Genomic DNA, 2,978 nt, shown 5'->3' on the forward strand with positions numbered 1-2,978 from the left:
TGTCGCGAACGCCGCGGGCCTCGAGCTCGTCAATGAGCTTGCCGACCTGCACGTCCGTATGCTCCAGGAAACCTGCAAACACTTCCATCAGGCGTGCCTGGAACGGCTTTTCGTCGTCGGGGATATCCTCCCAGGCCGGCATGGTGTCCGGTCGCGGCGCTTTCACCGAATCCTCGGGGATCCAACCCATGGCCTTCTGGCGCTCGTAGGTGCGCTGATGGGAAGCGTCCCAGCCGTCATCGAACTTGCCCTTGTACTTGTCTGCCCACTCACTGGCGACATGATGCGGGCCATGCACCGCGCCCGGCGCCCAGTACATCAGGAAGGGACGATCCGGATTGACGGCGAGGTGACGCCGCATCCAGGTGATCGCCTTGTCCGCCAGGTCTTCCGTGAGGTGGTAGTCCTCGTGATTCTCCACATGGGGTGGCGAGATCGGGTTGGTGTTTTCCCACAGCGCCGGCTCCCACTGGGAGGTCTCACCGGCCATGAACCCGTAGAAGTAATCAAAGCCCCGGCCCGTCGGCATACGGTCGTAGGGGCCGTTGGCCAGCTGGTCGATCGGCGTGTTGTGTTCCTTGCCGAAGGCTGCGGTCGCGTAGCCATAGTCGCTGAGCACCTCGGCGAGGGTTGCCGACGACTTCGGGATAACGCCCGTGTATCCGTCCCAGTCGTTGGCGAACTCGGAGATCTGACCAGCGCCGACCCGGTGGTGGTTGCGGCCGGTCTGCAGGGCCGCCCGGGTGGGTGAACACTGGGCCGTGGTGTGGAAGCGGTTATAGGCGATCCCCTCTTCGGCGAGGCGCGAAAGGGTCGGCGTGTTGATATCACCGCCGAAGGTGCCCGCCTGGCCGAAACCCACGTCGTCGAGCATGACGATGAGGATATTCGGGGCGTCGTCCGGCAGGTAGCTGGGCGTTTCGCGCCACTTGTGCACGGACTCCTGCATGGTCGGGGCCACGGAGCCGCCCATAGGCGGCGCGGGGAACGGGAGGACCTCACCCGGGGCCGCGGCGACGCCTGGATCGGCGGCAGCGGGTTGCGAGCTCGCCGTATCAGCGCCCGGATCTGGCTGATCACAGCCGGCTAGGAGCAGCGTTAAAGCCATGCCCCCCGTGAGCGTGGCAATAGAAACGCCTTTTTTCCTGGTGCTGGCATCCGCAATCCGCATTACTGAACCCTCCCGAACGATTGATGTTTCTACCGGCACCAGGCGCGCAATCGAAAACACGCTCCGACTTCAGCCCCTGGCAGAAATTACTGCACTTAGAGGTACTTGAAATAGAGTTTTTTCAAAGTGCCTTCGAACTCGAATGGCGCCTTGTCAAAATAGTCGTCCGCGACCGGCGAACCGATGTCCATGCCCACGTCGAAAGTCTCGGATGCCGTGAAGCCGCCAGGCACCGTGCGCTGCAGCGTGCCAGTGGTCGCTTCTTTGCCGTTGATCCAGAACTTGAGCTCCGCAGGCGCGGCCCGCTCCATCGGCGTCTTCATCTCGTAGACGATCGTGACGTCACCGGCGGGCAAGGCGCCGACCTTTATCTTGTCACGCTTGAGGAGCAGAGCGCTGTATTCGTAATAGAGCTCTCCATCCAGCGCATAGAGACTCACACCGCCGGCATAGCCACCCATGGCGAAGAGCACGCCGTTAACGTTCTTGGGCACCTCGGCCTCGATCTCGACCCGTAGATTGCCATTGCGCACGTTCGGCGCCTGACTCTCGGGAATGCGGGTCATCCCATCGAACATTGTCCACTCGGTGTTGGAGCTACTCTTCATTTCTGCGGGATTGAGCACGGCGTAGAGACCGCCTCCGACAGGCAGCGCCTTGTTCGCCTCGGCCTCCTCCAGGTACAGCTTTTTGAGTTCGTCCAGTTTCTCGGGCCGCTCGGCCGCAAGATCGTTCATCAGCGAGTAGTCGCTGCGGGTGTCGAACAACTGCCACTCATCCTGTGCGGGGTCCCAGTTGGCGAGATCCGGCATCGCAGCGACCCACGGCGTGCGCGGCCCGAAGGTGCTGGCCATCCAGCCGTCGTGATAGATACCGCGGCTGCCCATGATGTCGAAGTACTGGGTCGTCTTCACCTCGGGCGCATCGGCCGAAGCAAAGGTGCTGGCGAAGCTCACGCCGTCGAGGGGATCCTGCTCGTGACCATCGACCACCTTCGGTGGGGTGATGTCGAGGATGTCGTAAAGGGTCGGCACCACATCATTGACATGGGTGAACTGAGACCGCGGCGTATCGTCAGGCTGAATGCGCTTCGGCCAGGAAATCACCATCGGTGTGCGCGTACCGCCCCAGTCCGCGGCGATGAGCTTGGTGTAGCGGAAGGGGCTGTCACCGGCCCAGGCCCAGGCGGAGTGGTACATGTTGTCCATCCTGGGCCCGCCAATCGCATCGAGTCCACCCAGCTGATCCACCACGGCGATGTGTTCATCCACGGTGGAGGGAATGCCGTTCTGCGCATTCAACTCGGCGACCGTTCCCTCCATTCCCTCGGCCGAGGCGCCATTGTCACCCAAGATATAAATGACCAGGGTGTTATCGCGGATGCCGCGCGCGTCGAGCTCGTCAATCAGTTTGCCGACCTGCACGTCCGTGTGCTCGAGGAAGCCGGCGTACACCTCCATCAGCCGCGCCTGGAAGGCCTTTTCGTCATCGGGGATATCGTCCCAGGCCGGCATACCTTCGGGGCGCGGCGCCAGTTGTGTGTCCGCGGGGATCCAGCCCATCGCCTTCTGCCGCTCGAAGGTACGCTGCTGGTAAGCATCCCAGCCGTCGTCGAACTGGCCCTTGTACTTATCGGCCCACTCCGTTGCCACGTGATGGGGCCCGTGTACCGCGCCCGGCGCCCAGTACATCAGAAAGGGTCGATCCGGGTTCACCGCCAGGTGGCGCCGCATCCAGGTGATGGCCTTGTCCGCCATGTCTTCGGTGAGGTGGTAGTCCTCGTAGTTCTCCACGTGGGGCGGCGAGA

2 protein-coding genes are annotated in these 2,978 nt (G+C 62.8%); both read right to left on the reverse strand.

All coding sequences use genetic code 11. From position 1 onward, the window contains the following. On the reverse strand, positions 1 to 949 hold a 949-nt coding region (locus I6U14_RS00130), incomplete at its 3' end, for a sulfatase-like hydrolase/transferase (RefSeq protein ID WP_296895864.1). A gap of 317 nt (positions 950 to 1,266) precedes the next feature. Then, on the reverse strand, positions 1,267 to 2,978 hold a 1,712-nt coding region (locus tag I6U14_RS00135), incomplete at its 5' end, for a sulfatase-like hydrolase/transferase (RefSeq protein WP_296895866.1).

The organism is Thiohalocapsa sp., from assembly GCF_019695415.1.
Classification (GTDB): domain Bacteria; phylum Pseudomonadota; class Gammaproteobacteria; order Chromatiales; family Chromatiaceae; genus Thiohalocapsa.